At 61.5% G+C, this 21,027-nt stretch carries 16 protein-coding genes and 1 pseudogene; 7 read left to right on the forward strand and 10 right to left on the reverse strand.

The annotated features are described in order from the left end of the window. Positions 1-77: 77 nt before the first annotated feature. The gene (locus CFE428DRAFT_RS22215) at positions 78-707 is read right to left on the reverse strand and encodes an MBL fold metallo-hydrolase (protein ID WP_006981901.1); all 630 of its coding nucleotides are present in this window, start codon (positions 705-707) and stop codon (positions 78-80) included. Positions 708-853: 146 nt separating this feature from the next. On the opposite strand from CFE428DRAFT_RS22215, the gene CFE428DRAFT_RS22220 reads away from it, so the two are divergent. Next, positions 854-3,040, forward strand: coding sequence for a carboxy terminal-processing peptidase (locus tag CFE428DRAFT_RS22220; protein ID WP_006981902.1), 2,187 nt, complete (start codon positions 854-856; stop codon positions 3,038-3,040). 206 nt (positions 3,041-3,246) lie between these two features. Here CFE428DRAFT_RS22220 and CFE428DRAFT_RS22225 read toward each other — a convergent pair whose 3' ends face one another. Next, positions 3,247-3,981, reverse strand: coding sequence for a hypothetical protein (locus CFE428DRAFT_RS22225; RefSeq protein ID WP_042725540.1), 735 nt, complete (start codon positions 3,979-3,981; stop codon positions 3,247-3,249). Between the two features lie 167 nt (positions 3,982-4,148). Continuing rightward, positions 4,149-4,682: a DNA repair protein RecO gene (gene recO / locus CFE428DRAFT_RS22230; RefSeq protein WP_006981904.1), complete on the reverse strand. Its 534-nt coding sequence runs from the start codon at positions 4,680-4,682 to the stop codon at positions 4,149-4,151. A gap of 246 nt (positions 4,683-4,928) precedes the next feature. Here recO and tkt point away from each other — a divergent pair, with 246 nt between their 5' ends. The 4 genes and pseudogenes from tkt to CFE428DRAFT_RS22250 all read left to right on the forward strand — a co-directional run bounded on the left by tkt (position 4,929) and on the right by CFE428DRAFT_RS22250 (position 10,047). After that, positions 4,929-6,917 carry a transketolase gene (gene tkt / locus CFE428DRAFT_RS22235; protein WP_006981905.1) on the forward strand — a complete coding sequence of 663 codons (1,989 nt, stop codon included), beginning with the start codon at positions 4,929-4,931 and terminating at the stop codon, positions 6,915-6,917. Positions 6,918-7,160: 243 nt separating this feature from the next. Next, a complete protein-coding gene (locus CFE428DRAFT_RS22240; RefSeq protein ID WP_006981906.1) occupies positions 7,161-7,826 on the forward strand; it encodes a phosphoadenosine phosphosulfate reductase domain-containing protein in 666 nt (221 codons plus the stop codon). Positions 7,827-7,830: 4 nt separating this feature from the next. After that, a pseudogene (gene cysD, locus CFE428DRAFT_RS22245) lies at positions 7,831-8,734 on the forward strand (sulfate adenylyltransferase subunit CysD). Further along, positions 8,734-10,047 carry a sulfate adenylyltransferase subunit 1 gene (locus CFE428DRAFT_RS22250; RefSeq protein ID WP_006981908.1) on the forward strand — a complete coding sequence of 438 codons (1,314 nt, stop codon included), beginning with the start codon at positions 8,734-8,736 and terminating at the stop codon, positions 10,045-10,047. The pseudogene cysD and the gene CFE428DRAFT_RS22250 overlap by 1 nt, the downstream one beginning before the upstream one ends. A 202-nt stretch (positions 10,048-10,249) precedes the next feature. On the opposite strand, the gene CFE428DRAFT_RS22255 is transcribed toward CFE428DRAFT_RS22250, so the two are convergent. The 3 genes from CFE428DRAFT_RS22255 to CFE428DRAFT_RS22265 form a co-directional block, all read right to left on the reverse strand. Further along, entirely contained in the window at positions 10,250-11,227 is a 978-nt protein-coding gene (locus tag CFE428DRAFT_RS22255; protein WP_006981909.1) for a glycosyltransferase, read from the reverse strand. 147 nt (positions 11,228-11,374) lie between these two features. Beyond that, complete coding sequence (locus CFE428DRAFT_RS22260) at positions 11,375-12,109, reverse strand: metallophosphoesterase (protein WP_006981910.1); 735 nt, start codon at positions 12,107-12,109, stop codon at positions 11,375-11,377. Then, a complete protein-coding gene (locus CFE428DRAFT_RS22265) occupies positions 12,090-14,624 on the reverse strand; it encodes a DEAD/DEAH box helicase (protein WP_006981911.1) in 2,535 nt (844 codons plus the stop codon). Before CFE428DRAFT_RS22265 ends, CFE428DRAFT_RS22260 begins: the two co-directional genes overlap by 20 nt. Positions 14,625-14,676: 52 nt before the next feature. Between CFE428DRAFT_RS22265 and CFE428DRAFT_RS22270 the strand changes: the two genes are divergently transcribed. Further along, the gene (locus CFE428DRAFT_RS22270; protein WP_006981912.1) at positions 14,677-15,843 is read left to right on the forward strand and encodes a glycoside hydrolase family 10-like protein; all 1,167 of its coding nucleotides are present in this window, start codon (positions 14,677-14,679) and stop codon (positions 15,841-15,843) included. Positions 15,844-15,850: 7 nt separating this feature from the next. Then, the gene (locus CFE428DRAFT_RS22275; protein WP_006981913.1) at positions 15,851-16,564 is read left to right on the forward strand and encodes an arginyltransferase; all 714 of its coding nucleotides are present in this window, start codon (positions 15,851-15,853) and stop codon (positions 16,562-16,564) included. A 139-nt stretch (positions 16,565-16,703) separates the two neighbouring features. On the opposite strand, the gene CFE428DRAFT_RS22280 is transcribed toward CFE428DRAFT_RS22275, so the two are convergent. The 4 genes from CFE428DRAFT_RS22280 to CFE428DRAFT_RS34235 all read right to left on the reverse strand — a co-directional run bounded on the left by CFE428DRAFT_RS22280 (position 16,704) and on the right by CFE428DRAFT_RS34235 (position 20,930). Next, positions 16,704-18,362, reverse strand: a complete 1,659-nt coding sequence (locus CFE428DRAFT_RS22280; RefSeq protein WP_006981914.1) for a putative manganese-dependent inorganic diphosphatase — start codon at positions 18,360-18,362, stop codon at positions 16,704-16,706. A gap of 84 nt (positions 18,363-18,446) precedes the next feature. Continuing rightward, complete coding sequence (locus CFE428DRAFT_RS22285) at positions 18,447-18,944, reverse strand: hypothetical protein (protein WP_006981915.1); 498 nt, start codon at positions 18,942-18,944, stop codon at positions 18,447-18,449. Beyond that, the gene (locus tag CFE428DRAFT_RS22290) at positions 18,907-19,218 is read right to left on the reverse strand and encodes a hypothetical protein (protein WP_006981916.1); all 312 of its coding nucleotides are present in this window, start codon (positions 19,216-19,218) and stop codon (positions 18,907-18,909) included. Before CFE428DRAFT_RS22290 ends, CFE428DRAFT_RS22285 begins: the two co-directional genes overlap by 38 nt. Before the next feature lie 107 nt (positions 19,219-19,325). Next, positions 19,326-20,930: a response regulator gene (locus CFE428DRAFT_RS34235; RefSeq protein WP_006981917.1), complete on the reverse strand. Its 1,605-nt coding sequence runs from the start codon at positions 20,928-20,930 to the stop codon at positions 19,326-19,328. Positions 20,931-21,027 lie beyond the last annotated feature (97 nt).

Here is a 21,027-nt window from a genome sequence, read left to right on the forward strand (position 1 = left end):
ACTTCGTTCGGTCGTTAAACTCCCTCTCTTCGCTCAGGATGACCGTTTTTTTGGAAGCGCTTCGCGGGCTCCGCTCCTCACACCTCAAACTCGCTCCGCTCCCCCACGTATGGATTCGTCTCCCGCTCGATCCCGATCTTCGTCGCTGGCCCGTGCCCCGGCAGCACGGTGACATTATCATCCAGCTTAAAGAGCTTTTCCCGGATCATCCGAAACAGCAACTCTCCATCCCCCCCGGGCAGGTCCCAACGCCCAACCCCGCCGGCGAAGAGCGTGTCCCCGCCATAAAGCAACCCAGCCTCCTTATCCAGAAAGCATAAACTCCCCGGGCAATGCCCCGGCACCAGCAATACCTGGAATTCCCGTCCTTCGATCTGCATCGAAGCACTCTCCTCCAGATGTTCGCCGGGCGTGGCCAGCGGCTCAATATCCCACGCATACCCATAGCTCCGGAAGAAGTCCCGCTCGGTCACCATCTGCTCGGTATCGGCATGATAGGCCACCACGTATTCATGCTCCTTCTGGATCCGGGCCGCGTCCCACACATGGTCGATATGCCCGTGTGTTAACAAAAGGGTCGACACCCGATAGCCCTTTTCCTGCAGCCAATCGGCCGCATTTTGCGGCGCATCGATCAGAATTCCGTGATTGAGCAGAAAGAAACAGTTGGTGTCAAAGATTCCGCCGGTGAATGAGTCGAGTTGCATGGGTAAGCACGGTTATCAACAACCGTAAGTTCGCCCCGTGACGAAGCAGTAATGAGCTCCAGGCTGCAAGTTTATGAAGTCTGGTTTGCTCTTTCGCTGGATTCTGTCACCTTGTTCAGCCGTTTCCCAAGACCAAACTCCGTTCGATGAAACATCTCTTCGCCTTTTGCGCGCCATTGGCTTTCTCCATTGCGCTCGCTGCCACCCCCCTTCAGGCCGACACTCCGGATCCGGGACAAATTGAGATCTCCGTAGGTCGATTGCTCGAGCAGGGCCACTACAGCCGGATGAAGCTCGATGAGAAGGTCTCGCAGCGCTTTCTCAAATACTATCTCGAGGGTCTCGATTACAACCGCCTCTACTTCACCCAAAAGGACGTCGATCTCCTCACTGCGAAATACGGGAATTCGCTGAACAACGACGTCCTGCTCGGCAACCCCGATCCGGCGTTTACCATTTTCAATATCTTCAAGAAGAAGGTCGAAGACCGCATCGCCAAGATCAAGGACCTGCTCAACCAGAAATACGACTTCACCAGCAACCGTAGCGTCGAGGTGAATCGCCAGAAGGCCCCGTGGCCGAAGGACGAAGCGGAGGCCGATCTGCTCTGGCGCGATCGCATCGAGGGGGAACTGCTGCAGGAGACGCTGAACAAGCACGCCACCGATACGCCGGTGAAAGTGCTCACCCGCCGTTACGACCAGGTGCTGCGCAACCTGCACGAGCAGACCAAGGAAGACATCGTCAAGGGCTTCCTGACCACGCTCGCTCAGACCTACGATCCGCACTCCGAATACATGAGCAAGAGCGAGCTGGATAACTTCCAGATCAACATGCGCCTCTCGCTCGTCGGCATCGGCGCCGTGCTCCATTCCGAAGACGGCTACGCCAAGATCGCCGAACTCGTGCCTGGTGGCCCCGCTTCCAAGGATGGTCACCTCAAGGTTGGTGACAAAGTCGCCGGCGTCGCCCAGGGTGACAAAGATTTCGTCGATTGCGTGGACATGAAGCTCGACAAGGTCGTCGAGATGATTCGCGGCAAGAAGGACACCATCGTCCGTCTGCAGGTCATTCCGGCCAGCGCCACCGATCCGTCGGTCCGCAAGGTCATCGAGATCAAGCGCGACGAGATCAAGCTCAAGGAACAGGAAGCCAAGGCCGAGATCATCGAGCGCCCGGGTCCCGATGGGAATCCGATCCGCCTCGGCTGGGTCATTCTCCCGTCCTTCTATGCGGATATGGAGCACAGCGGCGCCGCGGGTGCGAAGAGCACCACCAAGGACGTGCTCGCACTCATCAATCGTCTCAAGCAGGAACACATCCAGGGCCTCGTCATGGACCTCCGCAAGAATGGCGGCGGCTCGCTCGAGGAAGCGGTGAACCTCACCGGCCTCTTCATCAAGCGCGGCCCGGTCGTGCAGGCCAAGGATAGCAATGGCAACATCCACGTCTCCAAGGATCGCGACCCGTCGGTCGCTTGGGACGGACCGATGATCGTCTGCACGAATCGCCTCAGCGCCTCGGCCAGCGAAATCTTCGCCGCCGCGCTGCAGGATTATAACCGCGCCGTCATCGTTGGCGACAAGAGCACCTTCGGCAAAGGCACCGTGCAGACCATGCTCGAGATCGGCCGCATCATGCCGTTCCTCGGCAGCGGTAATAACGAAGCCGGCGCCCTCAAGCTCACCATCCAGAAGTTCTACCGCATCGCCGGTGGCTCCACGCAGCACAAGGGTGTCGAGTCCGACGTGCACCTGCCTTCGCTCTTCGATCGTCCAGAGATCGGCGAGAGCGCCCTCAAGGGCCCGCTGCCGTATGACACCGTCCCGCCGGCCGAATATGACAAGTGGGAGCGTCCGCTCTTCAAGAATGACCTCCGCCAGCGTTCCGCTGCGCGTGTGGCCGCTGATGCCGAGTTCCACTACATCAATGAAGATCTCGCGGAAGTGGAAAAACACATCGCGGAAAACCGGGTCTCGCTGAACATCCAGGTGCGTCGCACCGAGATCGATGAGGACAAGGCCAAGCGCGACAAGCGCGCCGCCGCTCGCGAGAAGGTGAAGCAACCCGACGCGAAGACCTACGTCATCACCCTCGACAACGTCAACAAACCCGACCTCCAGCTCGTCACCTACGACACGAAGGACAAGAAGGTCGCTGACGGCGCCGCCCCGGCTACCACCAACGAGGACGACAACGCTGCCGATGACGAGGACGGCACCAACAAGTCGGAGCGTTTTGACCCGATCAAGAGCGAGACGCTGAACATCCTCAACGACCTTATCGACCTCTCGCGCAACCCGAAGACGGCCACCGCGAGCACGGCGAAGTAAGGCCGGCGGGATTTTTCAAAGCAGTATTTCAAGAGAGCGAGCACGCGAGTGCTCGCTCTCTTCGTTTGTGGGCGCTTTCGCCCCCGCGAACATCCTAAACCTCCTATAGGTCCCATTCTTCCTATTTCTCCTATCGTGATACGCGAGCCATCCGCCTTGGCGGACAGGGAATATAGAAGAAATAGGAGCTACAGGAAACCCACCGTCTACGCTGCGCCCCCAAACCGCGCCTGGATCTGCAGCGCCGGACCCACCACCACCTGGATATCCCGCAAATGCAACCCGCTCGGCAAAATGGCCAGCAGAGGAAACACCCGCCCCTCGAGTTGCTGCAGCCGCGGCTTCAAAAAGCCCCCCGCGAGATTGGTCACCATGGCATCGCCATCCAGGCCCAGCGAAGACAGCCGCGCATTGAAGTCATCATCAATCTCCAGCTTCCCGGTCAGCGCCAGCGCCGCGCTCATGATGAACACCTTCGCCGTCACCTCCGCGCGGAAAGCTACCGCGCGCGGCCCTTCCTGCGTGAGCGTGAGCTTGGTCTTCTTCACTTCGATCCCTTGCTTCGATGCCGCCTCCGCGGCGAGCGATTGCAACAGCCCCTCCAGAGCCTCAATCGCCGCCTTCACCGACACCGTGCCTGACTCCGCCTGCTTCAGCACGAGACTGCCTACCTGCGGATCGCCCGTGAGGCGCATCTCCACGCTTTTGCCCTCCAATCGCGCCTCCACCGCCGCCTTTTCGAAATAGAGCGGCTCCCCGAACATCTCGAACTGCTCCGCCGACACGATCCCTGAGTCCGCGCCGCTGAAGGAGCGGAGGCGGTCATCGCGCGTCAATTGCGCCCCGGTGAGGTCGATGCTCAGTTTGGCCAGTTGGGGAAACGCGCCTTCCGCCACGATCGCCCGAGGCGTCACGCCCCCTGCGTCGAACCCCCGTTTCAAGGCGGTAGCTAATTCATCGGCAGTGGCAGGAAACGTTTCACCAGAAATCGGAAGCATCGCGCGACCGTCGAGGGCCAGCCGCTCAGCGTCAAGCTTTCAGCGGAAGAGCCAAGGAGCCCAGTGGCGACACAATCTGCGTAGGGCAGCGGAACACTTGGCTCTTGGCTTTACTTCAACATCTTGAGCAACCCCGGCCGTGCCTGGGGCAACCGATGATACGCCCGCCCGATTGCCACCGCCGGCGTGACATTCTCCTGTCCGAGGATGCCCAGTAACCGCGCCAGCTCTGACTCAAAATGCAACAGCGCCTTCAGCGAAGCCGGCTTCTCATTCAGGTGCCCGAATGCCCGCATCAGCAAATCATGCAACTCTCGCGCCGGATGATCTGGCTCCGTCACCAGTTCAATGAGCTCCACGAAATACGCCGCCAGCGCCACGCGGGTATAGTCCAGCCGCAACCCTTCGTGCGGATTTCGCAATACCACCTCGCGCAAGATATGCAGTTCGCTCTTCCGGCTGCGCATAAACTGAATCTCACAGTCGAAAAACAGATCGAGCAACCCGGCAAACCGGCTCTTCGGCTGCCGCGCCCCTTTGGCCACCGTCTGGATCTTCCCATTCGCCTCCGTAAACCACGTCACGATCAAGCTCGTCTCCGTGAGCTTGGTCTTGCGCAAAAGAATGGCGGTCGTGGTTTCCACCGGGGCAACCTAATGCGGGACCGCCCCCGCATTCGATAGCGAACATCGGCGGCGGACGCACGGAGGGACGCGCTCCTGCGCGTTCCCCAATCCGCTCGGCAACCACGGATGTGCAGGAGCGCATCCCTCCGAGGCGGAATTCCACCACCGCCGTGTCGCTTTCGTCACGAAATTTTACCAAATGCCCCGCCTTCCCATCCTTGACTAAACTCCCTCAGTCCCTAGCATCTCCGCTCCTCAAAATCTATGACACTTAACATTGCTGCACTCTCGCAAGCGGCCAACGAGGCCCGGGGCCTCGCCATGGACGCCGTTCACAAATGCGCTTCCGGTCACCTCGGTCTTCCTCTCGGTTGCGCGGAAATCGGCGCCGTTCTCTGGGGCCATGCCCTTCGCTATAACCCGAACGAGCCGAAATGGCTCAACCGCGACCGTTTCATCCTCAGTGCTGGCCACGGCTCCATGTTCCTCTACAGCTGGCTGCATCTCGCCGGCTATCCGCAACTCGACGTCAAGCAGGTGGAGAATTTCCGCGCGCTCGGCTCGCACACCCCGGGTCACCCGGAATTCCACGAAACCCTCGGAGTCGAAGCCACCACCGGCCCGCTCGGCCAGGGCGTGGCGAATGCCGTCGGCTATGCCGTCTCCCAGAAGATGGCCGCGGCGAAGTACAACACCAAGGATCACACCATTTTCGACAGCCACATCATCGCCCTCGCCGGTGATGGTTGCATGCAGGAAGGCGTCGCCATGGAAGCGATTGCTTTCGCCGGCCACTTCAAGCTCGATAACCTCATCCTCATTTACGATTCCAACGACGTCACCCTCGACGCGATGGCCAAGGAGACCCAGAGCGAAGACGCCGCCCGGCGTTTCGAGGCGATCGAGTGGTCCGTTCAGACCATCGATGGCAACGACATGCAGGCTTTCCTGCACGCGCTGGAGCGGGCCAAGGTCGGCACCGGCAAGCCGCACCTCATCATCGCCAAGACCATCATCGGCCAGGGCATCCCGGAAGTCGCCGGCACGGCCAAGGCTCACGGTGAAGGCGGCGCCAAGTTCGTCGATGCCGCGCGCAAGGGCCTCGGTCTCCCGGAAAACGAGCACTTCTTTGTCAGCAAGGGCACGCGCGAGTTTTTCGTCGAGCACGGCAAGCAACTGACCGCCGATTACGAAGCGTGGTCGAAGACCTATCAGGCCTGGATCAAGGCCAACCCCGAGCTGGCCAAGGAGCTCGACGCTTCGGTGAAGAACGAAGTGCCGGCCGACCTGCTCAGCCGCATCCCGCAATTCGCGGCCGACGCCAAGATCGCCACCCGCAAGGCGGGCAGCGACGTCCTCCAGGCGGTGGCCAAGGCCGTGCCGTCCCTCATCGGCGGCAGCGCGGATCTCTACGGTTCGACGCTCAACTACATCAATGATGGCAAGGACTTCAATGCTGGCAACCCGAGCGGACGCAACATCCGCTTTGGCATCCGTGAGCACGGCATGTGCGGCATCCTGAACGGCCTCGCTTATGACGGCATCTTCCGTCCGAGCGGCGCGACGTTCCTCGTCTTCGCTGATTACTGCCGTCCGTCCATCCGCCTCGCGTCCCTCAGCGGTCTCGGCGTGATTTACATCTTCACTCACGACTCCGTGGGTGTCGGTGAAGACGGCCCGACCCACCAGCCGGTGGAAACGGTCAGCGGCTTGCGCGTCATCCCGAATCTCGACGTCATTCGTCCGGCCGATCCGGAAGAAACTGCCGGCGCCTTTGCCGCTGCGCTCCAGCGCACAAATGGCCCGACGCTTCTCTCGCTCACCCGCCAGGTGCTGCCGAATCTCAATGAAGTCCCGGTGCAAACCCGCCGCGAAGGCGTGCTCAAGGGCGCCTACGTCGCCGTGAAGGAAACCGGCGCACTCAAGACCATCCTCCTCAGCGCGGGCAGCGAAGTGCAGCATGCGGTCGCCGCCGCCAAGCAACTCGGCGAAGGCGTGCGCGTGGTCAGCGTGCCCAGCTTCCACCGGTTCGACGCCCAACCGCAGGCTTACAAGGACGAGGTGCTCCCGCCGTCCTGCCGCCGCCGCGTGGCCATCGAAGCCGGCGTGACCGGTCTCTGGTACAAGTATGTCGGTCTCGATGGCAAAGTCATCGGCATCGACCGTTTCGGCCTCAGCGCCCCCGGCGGCAAGGTCATGGAAGTGCTCGGCATGACCGCGCAGTCCGTGGTCGACGCCGTGAAGTCCCTCTAAGCGACCGCTACGGAGAGGCCCGCGAATCACTCGAATGACGCGAATGGGTCAAATCCCATTCGTGTTATCTGTGTCATTCGCGGGCTCCGATCTCCGGGCATGCCGCCTTGTTTCAAGGCTTCCAAGCCGCTACTCTTGCTGCTGGGTTCGGATCCTTGTGACACAATTCCTATGGATTTGGGGTGGAAAAACCTCGAATCCCGGTGAAGGCTACACGCCCTTTTTCCACTGCTCTTTTAAATCATGACTCCCGACCAAATCGCTCAAGCCAACGCGGAACTCCGCGAAAAGGCCCCGCTCGACATCGTGCGCTGGGCCATTGCGCAAGCGGGGGGCCGCGCCATCGTCTCGACGAATTTCCGTCCCTACGAAGCGGTCATCCTGCATCTCGTGACGCAAGTGCAGCCCAATATCCCCGTGCTCTGGGTCGATCATGGTTACAACAAGCCGGCGACCTACACGCACGCCGAGGAGCTCAAGAAGCTGCTCAACCTCGATATCCGCGGCTTCGTCCCGAAGATGACCGCCGCGCATTACGATGCCGTCCACGGTGGCGCGCCCGAGCCCACGCCGGAGAATGAAGAGCGCATTAAAACCTTCAGCACGGTGATGAAGCTCGAGCCCTTCCAACGCGGCATGCGCGAACTCGCGCCGACCGTCTGGATCACTGCTCTGCGCAAGGTCCAGAACCCGAATCGCGCCGGCCTCGATATCGTCAGTCACGATGCGAATTTCGGCAGCCTCAAGGTGAGCCCGGTCTTCTATTGGAACGACAAGGACATGCACAATTACCTCACGGAACACCATCTGCCGAATGAGTGGGATTACTTCGATCCCGCCAAGGCTGATGAAAAGCGCGAATGCGGCTTGCACGCCGCGTGGGGTGGAAAGGCCGTGGCCAGTGCTTGATAAGATGAGTTCCTACCAGCTCGATCACCTTCAATATCTCGAAACCGAGTCGATCCACATCATGCGTGAGGTGGCGGCCGAATTTGAGCGGCCGACCATCCTGTTTTCCGGTGGCAAGGATTCCATCTGCCTCCTGCGCCTCGCGGAAAAAGCATTTCGTCCGTCGGACATCCCGATGCCCTTCCTCAACGTGGATACCGGGCATCACTTCCCGGAGCTGAATGAATTTCGCGACCGCCGCGCCGCGGAGCTCGGTGGCAAGCTCATCGTCCGCAAGGTCGAGGACGCCATCGCCTCCGGCATCGCCGTGCCGACGCCCGGCGAGATCAGCCGCAATCGTCTGCAAATCCCGACGCTGCTCGCCGCAATCGACGAGTTTCAATTCGATTGCGCCATCGGCGGTGCGCGTCGTGATGAGGAGAAGGCGCGCGCCAAGGAACGCTTCTTCAGCTTCCGCGATTCGTTCGGTCAATGGGACCCCCGAAACCAGCGCCCGGAGATTTGGAACGTCTACAACGCCCGTGTGAACCCTGGCGAAAACATGCGCGTGTTCCCGCTCTCTAATTGGACCGAGATGGACATTTGGGAATATATCAAGCGGGAGAAGCTGGAAGTGCCCGCGATTTACTTTTCGCACAAGCGCCCAGGCGGTGCGCCGCGGTGGTCAGTGGCTGCCGGTGACGGATATCGTTCCGCCGAAGGAAAAAGAGGAAGTGCGCGAGATGGTGGTCCGCGTCCGCACCATCGGCGACATCATCAGCACCGGTCTCGTCGAAAGCCCGGCTACCACGGTCGACGATATCATCGCCGAGATCGCGGCCGCGCGCGTAACCGAGCGTGGTTCGCGTGCGGATGACAAGGCCAGTGAAGCCGCCATGGAAGATCGCAAAAAGCAGGGGTATTTCTAATGTCCGTCCATCCCGTCGAAATTCTTCGTTTCAATACCTGCGGTTCCGTCGATGACGGCAAGTCGACCCTGATCGGGCGTTTGCTCTACGACTCGAAGAACCTCATGGAGGATCAGATCGAGGCGCTGGAACGTTCCGCCGACATCACCGGTGGTGGCCAGATCAATCTCGCCAATCTAACTGACGGTCTCCGCGCCGAGCGCGAGCAGGGGATCACGATCGACGTGGCCTATCGCTATTTCGCCACGCCGCGCCGCAAGTTCATCGTCGCCGATACGCCGGGCCACGTGCAGTACACGCGCAACATGGTCACGGGCGCCTCGACGGCGAATATGTCCGTGGTGCTCGTCGATGCACGCCTGGGCGTGATCGAGCAGACCCGCCGGCACAGCTATATCGCCGCGTTGCTCGGCATCCCGCACGTTGTCTTCGCGGTCAACAAAATGGATCTCGTCGATTGGCGCGAAGAGCGCTTCCGCGAGATCCGCGACGACATCGAAGCCTTTCTGCCGAAGCTCGGCGTGCTCAAGGATGTGAAGTTCATTCCGATCAGCGCGCTCAATGGCGACAACGTCGTCGAGCCTTCGCCGCACACGCCGTGGTATCAGGGGCCGACCTTGCTCGGCCACCTCGAGACGGTGCACATCGCCAGCGACTGGGACCTCACCGCTTTCCGCATGCCGGTGCAATGGGTCAATCGTCCGAACAATCCGAAGGATCATTCGCTGCACGACTTCCGCGGACTCAGCGGCCAGGTCGCGCGCGGCTTGGTGAAGACCGGTGACCCGGTGATGGTCCTGCCCGCCGGGATCAAGACCACCGTAAAGGAGATTTGGACTTACGATGGTGTGGTCCAGGAAGCATTCGCTCCGCAGTCGGTGACGATTCGCTTGCAGGATGACCTCGACGTCAGTCGCGGCGACATGATCGTGGGTCTGGAGAATCTGCCCGGCATGAGCTCCGATCTGCGCGCCCACATTTGCTGGATGAACTCGCGTCCGCTGCAGAAAGGGAAAAAGTATTTCCTCAAGCACGCCACGCAGACCGTTCAGGCCGTGGTGACGAACCTCGATAACCGGATGAACATTCAAACGTTCGAGCCGGAACCGGAACCAGCGGAACTCGCCATGAACAGCATTGGCGAAATCCGGGTGCGCACCGCCAAGCCGCTCATCTACGACGGCTACGCCACGAATCGTCTCACCGGCTCCTTCATCCTCATCGAGCAAGGCAGCAACCAGACCGTCGGCGCGGGCATGCTCCTCCCGCCTACCGAACCGGTGAGGCCCGAGTACCAGGACTTCGCGATCTGATTTAGGGATCCTTGGGAAGCGCTCCCTCCCCGCGGTCATTCTGAGCGGAGTGCCCGGAGGTAAAACGGCGGGCACGCAGTCGAAGAACCCGGCCGCTTTACCAGAGATCCTCGCTGGTTGTTCGGCCGGATCCTTCGACTGCGCGCTCCCCACTGGCCCACGAGCGCTCCGCTCAGGATGACCGCGAGAAGAGGGCGTTCCTCTAATGCCAGAACCGCTCTTGCAGGTGCTGCGCCTTCGCCTTGAGCAGCCCGTTCCAGTGGTGTAACTGCCGCTGCCAATCACTGGCATTTCGCCAACTTTCGTACCGCTTGTAGATGCCGATATCGAAAACCAATTTCCAGCGTTCGGTGATCGTCGCCGGATCACTCTCCTTTGCTCGATTTCGCCCATTGGCCACCATCGTCCGTCGTAACTCCGGTTCATCCCGCATCCGCCGCAACGCCGCAATGAGATCCGGCACCGTCCGCGCCTCGAGATAATCCAGCGGACCCTTACGCTCCGCTTCGTAGGCCGACTCACGTCCCAAAATCGCCGGCACACCGGCATGCCAGGAGTTGAACAGCTTCGTCGGCGGCTTGTTCGCATAGCGATGCTTCCCGATGAAATCCCGAATCGCCACCACCACATCGACCTCGCTGAAGTCATGCCATTTGTCCGGCGGCACATGGCTCCAGTTCAGCTTCAAGTCCCGCAAGATCGACTCCCATTCGCCGCCGCGCATCTCACCGGCAATGCAGGCGTCATCGCCGAAGAAAGCCGCATTCTCCCAGCGATCGCCACGCGTCGGATCGCGAGGAATTAACCCGGCCTGCGGCCAGTGCGGCATATAGATCGACGGATACCAGGGATTCGCCGCGAGCCGATTGATGATGACGTGAAAGTGCGCAAACGGATGCCAGGTGGCATCCGCCCGCAGACAAACAAACAGCACCCCTCGCGGCGGAACGAACTCCCGCGGCACCGACTTGCGATGCGCCACGAGGATACCTTCCTTCGGCAACTGATTCGACAATTCGACGTTCATCCCCGCATCGCGCAACCGCTGAAACGTCTGCACGGTCCATGCATACACCCCGCCGCGCATGTAACCGCGAAAACCGGTCCAATATACGTCCGGCGACTGCGGCATGTCGGGCGGGATCTCCCCCGGCAGATAGAAACGAATGAGCGGCGGCATGGAGGCCGCTTAGCACGCCTGAATTTTCGAATCAGCGCAAGCATCCGCCAGCCGCGACAGCGTTTTGGAGTGTGGTAGTCCTCTACCGCTTTGGGAGCCGCCTCTCGAAAAGCGCCAGAGGACAGGCGCACCCCAAAACGCAAGCGGCTAGCGTTTCGTCAACGGAATCGGCAACAGCTTCCCTGCGACGATCGCCACCGCACGCTCCGCCGGGCGCAGCCGGGCATAAGGCGACATGAACCGATAGCTGCGAATGTCCCCGCCTGCCGCCCAGCGTGAGAAAGCCGGAAGCACGAGAAAACCTTCACCTGCCACGAAACACGGGCACTTCACATGAGACGCCACACCATCAGAAAGCCCAATGGCCGGATGTTCATGACCGAGGATGACCCGGCCTCGCCGTGCCGCGGTCTCGCTCAAGCGAGCTTCCGCCGTGGTCTCGTCTGTGCCGTCGCCGTGCAGGAGCAGGTGCGGGCCAACGACGGCGTGAGTGTCGACCTCGAGGACGATATTTGCCGTGGCTAACGTCTCGGCCAGTTCCCGATCGTGGTTGCCCCCAATCAACCGCAGCCGCGCCCGCTCACCGACATTGAGCGCCAGCCAGCGCAGTTCGGTGTGCAAGGCGGGCACGTCGACGGCGCGATGCACGATATCGCCGAGCAGGATCACTTCTTCCGCAGGATATTTCGCGAGCAGCCGCAGCAAGCGCTCGGTGGAATCTTCGCCGGTATCGACCGGCAGAAGCTGTCCCTCGGCGCGATGAGCCCAGGCATAGCCGAGGTGCAGGTCGGCCACGGCAAGCGTGCGCCATTCCTCCAGCCATACGGCGCGCTCGGCGTCGAGCCACACGCCCGGTTCGAGTTCAAGACGGGTGCGGTCCATTTTCTATTTTTTCCCACCACTGGTGATAAAGTCGTTCCATCGTTTCGTAAGGATCTTCGACGAGCAACGCCTCCTTGATCTTCGTAGCATACATCGCAAAGGACAGCGGCGGCACCATCGGTACCCGACGCAACCGCACCGGCTTCCTGGTTTGGGCGATGAGAAACTCCCGGGCACCTTCCGCATCGATGAAGGTCTGCAAAGCATCGCGGCGCGCCTCTCGCATGAGCACGTGCTCGGGTTCGTGCTGCTGCAGCACATTGAAAATGACCTCGGCCGACCACTGCAGTTTGCGGACGGATTTTTGGCGGTCGAAGTAGTTGCGATAAACCATGAGGCCGGTCTGGGCGGCATTGCGGAAATGATACTTCAACATGTCCGACTGCCGCAGCGCTTCGTCCAGGGCCTCGTCGAAACCTTCGGGGCTGAGGAGTCGCGGAAAGTCCGCTTCCACGAAACGTTGCCGCTTCGCCACAGTGAGCACGAAGCCGTAATCGTGCGGCGTGGCGATGGCGTTGCCGCCGCGAGCTTCGCTGAGCCGGCGGGTGATGACTCGGGCGAGGGCATCGTTCGAGGTTCGGCCGATGAGCGAATGGAAGAAGTAGTGCAGCGCGCCCTGTTCCTCGTCCTCGAGTTCTTCGACGAGCAGGAAATCCGCGGTCGGAATCTCCGAGAGTTCATGCTGGGCGAGATGCGTCTTGAGAAGGATCTCCGCGTTCGCCTTGCCGCAATCGAGGCGTTTCGCGATCCACTTGTCCACGTCCTTACGCCCTTCCTCAAAGGCGGCGCGCAGCTCTTTGCGGAAGGCATTGATCTCCTGCGCCACGCGATTGGAGAGCGGCATCTTGTTGGCATTCCAACGCGGGACCGTAGGCAGCGCGCCATCGGCCTTGGTGACCCACGCTTCCATTTGCGTGATCTTTTCCAGACGCACCGGCCGGCCGGCGATCATGAAGACGTCGCCAATTTTTATTTGGCGGATGAACGATTCCTCCACGCTGCCGAGCAGCCGCGTCTTGGTGCGGACCTGCACCTGGCCGACATTGGGGATGACGCCGATGTTTTGCAGGAACTCGCGGCGCACGCGGCCCTCGCGAGTGCGGAATCCATCGGCATCGAGCACGATCTTGCCAAAGACCTCGCTGTAGCGCTGGCGCAACGAGGCGCCGCCACCGGCGAGGTAGTCGAGCACGTCGTCGAACATCCCGGCATCGAGGTCGCGGAAAGGATACGCCTTCCGGATGAGCGCCAGCGCGTCGGTGCGCGTCCAGTGCTCGGTGCAACCCATGCTCACGACATGCTGGGCGAGAACATCGAGTGGTGATTCCGGCATGCGCACGTTGTCGAGCTGGCGGGCCCGCGAAAGGAGCACGGTGGCGCAGGACTCGACGAGATCGCTGATGTTCGTGGCCATCAGGATGCCGCGGCTGATCGAACGGATGTTGTGTCCGGCGCGGCCCGCGCGTTGCAACGCTTTGCTCACGCCCTTGGGCGTGGACATCATCACCACGAGATCTACGGAGCCGATATCGATGCCGAGTTCGAGGCTGGTCGAGCAAACCACTGCTCGCAACTCGCCCCGTTTGAGGCGGTCCTCGACATCGCGGCGGACATCGCGTTCCAGCGAGGCGTGATGACATTCGATAACGTCCGCGAGATCGGGAAAATTCTCGCGCAGCCAATAGGTCGTCGCTTCCGCTCCGGAGCGGACATTGCAGAAGACGAGCGTCGTCTGGTGCTTGCGGATGAGGTCGCCGAGCTCGCGGATCATCCGCTGCCCGGTGTAGCCCGCCTCGGGATAGGGGTTCTTTCGCAGCGGGGTGTGCACGCTCAGCTTCACCTTCTTCGAGCTGGAGACATCGAGCGTCGCGCAAGTGCCGTGCGTACCGACGAGAAAACGCGCGACTTCATCCAGTGGCGCGATCGTAGCCGAAAGGCCGATGCGCTGAAGCTGGCCGCAATGGTGCGCCAGCCGTTCGATGCTGAGGGCGAGATGCGCGCCGCGCTTGTTCTCCGCGAGGGCGTGGATTTCATCGACGATCAACCAGCGCACCCGCGAGAGGTGGACGAGCCATCTTTCCTGGCTGAGTAGCACGCAAAGGCTTTCCGGAGTGGTGAGGAGGAAGTGCGGCGGCTTCGTGTATTGCCGGGCTCGCTCGCTGGAGGTCGTGTCGCCGGTGCGCAGCTGAACGCGAATGGGAGGCTGGTCGCCATAAAGCTCCCGCAAAGGCTCAAGTAGGTTTTTCTCCAAGTCGTAGCTCAGCGCGCGAAGCGGCGAGACGTAGACGCAATGGATGGCGTCGCGCAGTTCACCGCGGGCGTGGAGTTGCACGAGCTCGTCGAGCACCCCGAGGAAGGCCGCAAAGGTCTTGCCCGTGCCGGTCGGGGAGGCGAGCAGGATGTTCTCGCCCCGAGCGATCCGCGGCCAGGCGGCCTCCTGCGCCGGGGTCGGCGTGCCATATCGGTCCGCAAACCAGGCGAAGGCGGAGGGGCTGGCGGAAGATTCGACAGGCATGAAGGGTGGAAAATCGACGCACTTTGCATACAGTCAACTCCATCGCTTACGCATGAAGATTCCGCTGCTCTGCCTGCTGGTCCTGTCGCTTTTGGTCTCCCCCCTGGCCGCGCAGCCGGAGTTCCGGGGCGCCTGGGTGGCCACGGTCTTCAATCTCGACTGGCCCTCCAAAGCTGGCCTTTCCGAAGCGGAACAGAAAGCCCAACTGCGAGACATTTTCGATCGTGCCCAGCAACTCAAGCTCAATGCCATTCTGCTTCAGGTGCGCTCCATGTCGGATGCCTGCTACGCCTCGAGGCGCGAGCCATGGTCCACCTTCCTTACCGGCAAGCAGGGCGTCGATCCGGGCTACGATCCGCTCGCCTACGCCATTACCGAAGCGCACGCCCGCGGCATCGAGTTGCACGCCTGGTTTAATCCATTCCGTGCCGGGACCAAAGGCGGATCGTCCTGCGCCGCGAATCATGTGACCCGCGCGCATCCCGAATGGATTCGACCCTACGGCAGCCAGCTTTGGCTCGACCCGGGCGATCCGAACGCGCGCCGCTATGTGCTCGATGTCATCCTCGATGTGGTGAAGCGCTACGACATCGATGGCGTGCACATCGACGACTACTTCTATCCTTACCCGGTAAAGGGCGCCGAATTTCCCGACGACGTCACGTGGCAAAAGTACGGCATGGCTGGCGGTAAGTCCCGGGCCGATTGGCGCCGTGACAATATCAACCGCTTCGTCGAGGCCATGTATCACGAAGTGAAAGCCGCGAAGCCATCGGTGCGGGTGGGCATCAGTCCGTTCGGCATCTGGCGCCCGAAAGTGCCCGCCACCATCGAGGCGCAACTCGATGCCTACGCGCAGCTTTACGCGGATGCGCGCTACTGGTTGTCCGAAGGTTGGTGTGACTACCTGGCGCCGCAATTGTATTGGGGCATTCATCCGGATAAGCAGAGTTTCCCCGTGTTGCTCAATTGGTGGCGCCAGCAGAGCACCGCGGGTCGCCCTGTATGGCCAGGCATCGCCACGGAACGCATCGGCAAACCTTACGACGTTGGCGAGATTGCGCGGCAGATCGAGCTCACGCGCCAGAGCCTGCCGGCGAATGGAGAGCCCGGAAATATCCAGTGGAGCATGAAGGCGCTGATGCACAATCAGGGCGGCGTAGCCGATTTGCTCAAGCGTGAAGTCTATGGCGAAAAGGCGGAGTTGCCCAGCCGCTGATTGACTTATGGCTCGCGAACTCTGGCACGCCGCGCTCGATGAGCCCTGTCCCTATTTGGCGGACTTGGGAGCGACGACCGACTACCGGATCCTCACCGAAGTCACGACCGAAGAGCATGAGGAGATGATCCTTCGCGGATGGCGCCGTTTTGGGATGCAGTATTTCCGGCCGCGCTGTGCGGCCTGTTTGGAATGTGTGTCCCTGCGCGTGCCGGTGGCCTCGTTCCGGCCGACGAAGAGCCAGCGGCGCGCGTGGCGGAAGTGCGGTCACCTGCATGTGCGGATGGGCCCGCCGCAGGCAAATGACGAGCGGGTGGAGTTGTTTCACGCGTGGCATGCGATGCGTGAGGAGAGCCGCGGCTGGAAGCCGACGAGCATGACGCTACGGGAATATGCGCTGACCTTTTGCACGCCGAATCCGTGCGCCCGGGAGATGGCCTATTACGATGGCGAGCGGCTTGTAGCCATCGGGCATATCGACGTGACGCCGAAGGCGGTGAGCTCGATCTACTTTTTCTATCATCCGGATGTGAGCGCGTATTCGCTAGGGGTGGCCAGCATACTCTTTGAAATCCAGTGGGCGCGGCGGATGGGGCGACCGTATCTGTATCTCGGCTATCGGATCAGCAGTTGTCCGTCCACGGCGTACAAGTCGCAATATGGGCCGCATGAGTTATTGCACGGGCGACCGGGGCCGGAGGATGCGCCGGTATGGAAGTGACGCTGTCGAACTGGAGCTGGAGGGAAGCGCTCCGTCGCTTCCTCGGCTACGTCTGTTCGCTGCACCGACGGGGGCTCGCCCAAGGACCTGCCACCACTTGTCCCGTACGCCGCCGCCTCGGCGGTGCCCTCCAAAGACGTCAGCTCTTGCTCGCGTCCATGAGGGCGAGGCAGTGCAGCAGGTAGGGCAGGAGCTGCTTCTTGCGCGAGACGACGCCGGCCAGTTCCCAGACGTGTGGGTTGCGCTGCGGGTAATCGATCTTTTGCAAATACGCGTCCGCGCCTTGCACGAGGAGCAGCGACGATTGGTCGTTGATGTCCGTGACGAGGAGCGCAGAGAAGAGCAGGCCCTCCTTCTTGCGGAAGGCATCGAGCGCGGTGAGCAGCGCTTCGCTCTTCTCGTGGAAGTGGGCGAACGAGAGTTCCTCGATCTGCGCAACGCTGAAGCGGTGATCGTTTTCCTCGTATGGCTTGCAGTCGGCGTTGATCGCCTGCTCGGGCGTCATCGTGAGCAGCGGCGAGCCAACGCTGAAGATTTGCTCGGCCAGATCGTCCGGGTCGACCCCGGCGGTCTTGGAAAGATAGTTGAGGAGGTCGCAGTCGGCGGGCGTCGTGGTCGGCGACGTGAGGTTCAGCGTATCGGAAACGATGCCGGCCATGAGCAACCCGGCGATGTTCGGCGGAACGCCGATCCCGAGCTGCCGATAGCACATCGTGACGATGCTGCTCGTGGAACCGACCGGGTTGTTCCAAAAGAGGATCGGCGTATCGCTCGAGAAACCGCCCAGCTTGTGGTGGTCGAGGATCTCGATGATCGGGACCTTGTCCGCACCGCGCACGGCTTGGGTCAGTTCGTTGTGATCGACGAGGATGAGTTGGCGCTGGATGTCCTTGAGGAAGTCGGATTTCGAAAGGATGCCGACGAGTGTGCCCTGCTCGTCGATGACCGGGAAAATGAACGCGGCGCTTTGCGCGGCGAGCTGGCGCGCATCTTCGAGCAGTGTGTCCGGTTGGAAGCTGCGATAGTCGGACTCGATCATGCGCTCGATCCGTACGGCACCACGGGCGAGAAGCACGCTGGTGGCGGTATCGTGCGGCGAACTGATCACCGTCACGCCGGCGGCGCGCGCCTTTGCGCGAATCTCCTCGTCGATCGGCAAGCCGCCGGTGACCACGATGGCGTGGACGCGCGCCTCGATGGCCATCTCCTGGATGTGCGGGCGGTCGCCGACGAAGAGCACGACGTTGCGATTGGCGTAACGCTGGAGGCGCGGGTGAAAGGAATCCTGCGCCATGGCGCCGACCATGAGGAATTGCTCCTCGGTCTTGGCCGAGAGCGAGCCGGAAACCAGCGCGCCGCCAAACGTGGTGACGATATCCGCGAGCGACGCGGTGACGATGCGCGTGCTGCCGGCTTCCTCGCGCGGCGGGAAAAGGTGATGGCTCACCATGAAGGCGCTGAGCAGGCCGAGGCAGCGGTTCTTTTCATCCACCACCGGCAGGCCGCGCAGGCGCTTTTTGTCGATGAGCTGCAGCGCGTCGTAGACCGGCGAATCGGCGCGGACCGAAATGACGCGCGACTCCATCACGTCGCTCACCCGCGGCGAGAGATCGTTGATGAGCACCGGCGCCTCGACGCCGAATTTGTTGAGGACGAAATCGATGCGCTCGTTGGTGTTGCCGCAGCGTGCGGCGACGACACCGGATTGTCCGTTCAGTCGCTTGAGCTCGGCGTAACCAATGGCCGCACAGATGGAATCCATGTCGGGATTCTTGTGGCCAATAACGATCGTCTGCATGGCCGCGGAAGATGAAGATGCAGCAGGGAAACGCAAGCCCCCAGACTTGGCGTCCCGGTGAAAACTGCGTGATTCCGGGAGCGACTAGAACGCCGGAGGGTCGTCGACTCCGTCTTCGAGACCACGTTTTCCGGTCGTCTCCATCCCGGTCAGCCCGTGCTTGAGTTGCTCCATCTTACGGCGATCGACCGAACTCGCGGGGTCATAAGCCGTTCCATTGCGGAAACGGAAGAGCTTTTCCAGGCGCGCCTCGAGTCGGGCGAGGACAGATTGTTTTTCCACCGGTTTCGCCACGTCGACGTGCACCGCGGGTTGTGTCCTCTCGGCGACATGCACCCGCGCCTGTGGTTGGGGCACGCGTTGCGCGACCTCGCTTCGGAACTGCACCTGCATCGCGCTACGCTTCGGCGGCACTACCGCTTTGCCACTTCCGCAACGCGCCGGGTAATGCTTCGCCTCGATGACCTCGGCCTTGCGCCGGCAGTAAAAGGAAATCTGTTTCTCCAGATCGCCGGCCGGCAGCCAGACCGGCAGCGCAGTCCGGTCATCCTTCAGCCACCACGGATAGCCGGGGACTGTCATTGTCACGATAGACCACCGCGGTGCGCGTGCCGACGGCTTCCTCGTAGTGGTTCGTGTAGTAGTGGTACTGGTAGGTGACGACGCAATGCTCCACGCCCTGATCGAGCAACACAGCGTGCAGTTTTTCGGCGTAAAAAGCCGAGGGGTCGGCCTGGAGATATGCGTCTCCGGGGCGCACGCCCACCACGGTGTCCCACGTCTTCGATTTCTCGGATACCTGACAGCTGGTGAGGCCGAGGCAAACGGCAATGGAAAGAGCGAGCGGGTTTTGCATGGGCGGCAAGAACTTAAGAACCAGACGGTTCTGCGCGGGCGTACAAGATTCTGGCTCCCGCCTCAATCAAAAACTGCGCGTTTTCGCGGAGCGACCGGGAGGGGCGCTTAGAGAAGTCCCAGCCGGTTTTTCCAGATCCAGGTCTCGGCTTTAACCGTCAGTTCGGCAGTGTTAAACGGCTTGGGAAGGAAGTCATTGCCGCCGCTGAGGCTGGCCTGCGCCCTCCCGTCGAGCGTATTGGTCACGGTCAGGAAAATGACGGGCGTCTTGCGGTAGGCGTCCTTTTGGCGAAGACGGTCGCAAAGGGTGGGGCCGTTTACGTTCGGTAGACCGACGTCGAGAAGGAGCAGGTCGTAGTCTTCTTTGTCGATCAATTGCTCGGCCGTGCCACTGTCGGAGCAGGTCGTGGTCGGCAGTTGAGCGAGTTCGAGAGTAGCCGCCAGGGTATGGAGAAGGTCGTTATCGTCGTCCACGGCGAGGACTTTCGGGTGCGGCAGGCCTTTGGCGCGGTCATGATGCCGCGGGTCCAGCAGGCTGGAGATCAGCTCCGTGGCTTGGGTGAGAGTCTGGATCTGCGCGGCTGTGGGGCCGTCGGCTTTGCCGATGCATTCCTGAAGCAAGGCTTCCATGGCGAGGCTGATCCGCACGATCGGGTGGTTGCCGAGAGTGGAAGCGGCTTGCGCGAGCTTGGCGCCTTGTGTCGCGAGCTGAGCCCGGGCCCCGCGATCATTACCGTTTGCCTGCAGCCGGTTCAGCGCCATAGCCAGACATTTCAAAGGAGTGGCGATGGCCTGCAGGTGAGGGGGGAGGGGAAGATTGATCTTCTGGGTCGCTTCGGTCGGAGACTCTCCGGGCACGGCTACCGCTATTTTTGCGGGAGTGCTGGGAGCGGCTGCCGGTGCGGGAGCCGCGACAGGCGCTGCAGGAAGCGTCATGGGCGGAGCTGGCATGGAGCCGACCGGCGCGGTATCTCCGGCCGAGGACTCCAGTGGTTCGCTGGAATCGAAATGCACGGCGCTGCCGTTCACTCCTTCGACATCGACCCCGGCCTGCTGTCGCAGCATTTGGAGCTCGCGGCTGTGCGTCACTTTCTCGGCTTGCAGGAGCTCGCATGCCTGGCGGGCGGCGTCGCGCTCGCGCGTCGTGGCGGACAGTTCTTCGCGCAGCTTTTCCAGCTCGAGCTTGAGGCCGGCGGAGAGATGGCGCAGGTCGTCGCGTTCGGCCACGATCGTTTTCATCGTGTCGTTGGCAGCGGCAAAAGGAGTGTTGTCCGCCTTCTTGGTGACGAGGCGGGCGCTGCTCAGAATGTCGATCTGCCGTTGCAGGGCCACGATCTGGCCTTGCAGATCCGCGTTCTCTCCGCGAAGGAAGGCCATGTCTTTTTCCAATTGGGCGTTCGACATCCGCGGCAATCCCGAACCACGGGCGGGGTCGAATTCGCATTCCACCGTTCCAAAAGTGACCCGACAGGGCTGGCGCAGATGGTAATCCGTAATGGGCGAGCCATCCACGAAACTGAGGTTGGTCGAGCCGAGATCGTGCAAGCGGTAATGCCCGTCGTCCGACATGAGCAATTCCGCATGGTGCGCCGAGACGCTGCGATCGATAACCTGGATCGTATTGTCCGGGCGACGTCCGACCGTGACCTTGTCAGCCGTCAATTCGTGTGTGATTTCGCTCTGGTCAGGGAGCTTTATTCGAAGAGTTGGCATGGGCTGGAAGCTGGGTATTCACGGGAACAGTTTATTGAGAGAGCAAAAGTAATGCCGCATGCGTGCAACTACTTGCGTTTAGACGAGATTTGCTCAA

Source organism: Chthoniobacter flavus Ellin428, from assembly GCF_000173075.1.
Taxonomy (GTDB): Bacteria; Verrucomicrobiota; Verrucomicrobiia; order Chthoniobacterales; family Chthoniobacteraceae; genus Chthoniobacter; species Chthoniobacter flavus.